This is a genomic window from Paenibacillus xylanexedens (assembly GCF_007676705.1).
Lineage (GTDB): Bacteria > Bacillota > Bacilli > Paenibacillales > Paenibacillaceae > Paenibacillus > Paenibacillus xylanexedens_C.
In genome coordinates, this window is the sequence record NZ_VEBF01000190.1 from 1 (window position 1) to 297 (window position 297).

Here is a 297-nt window from a genome sequence, read left to right on the forward strand (position 1 = left end):
GACCAGATTTCCCATTCCCCATACCTTCAACCATCTCATCATGAACCCCCCCCTTCATCTCACCACCAAACCAATCCTCATCCCTTACATCCTCAAAACCATCCTCATCCTTCCCCCACATCTCTACACCCATCAATCCTACCATCACTGCCCTCAACTCCCCACCTCTAATCGGACCTCCCCCTTCCAAGCCAGTTTCACTTACACCTTCAATCATATTCTGTTCTCCCACCCACCTCATCTCCTCTTTATTCAACCTTTCGCCCATATCCATAAACTTGATACTTTTTTTCCTAC

1 protein-coding gene is annotated in these 297 nt (G+C 47.5%); it reads right to left on the bottom strand.

The features are described 5' to 3' along the window. On the bottom strand, positions 1-232 hold a 232-nt coding region (locus FS628_RS30425; protein ID WP_145326673.1), incomplete at its 3' end, for a hypothetical protein. Between the last annotated feature and the right edge of the window lie 65 nt (positions 233-297).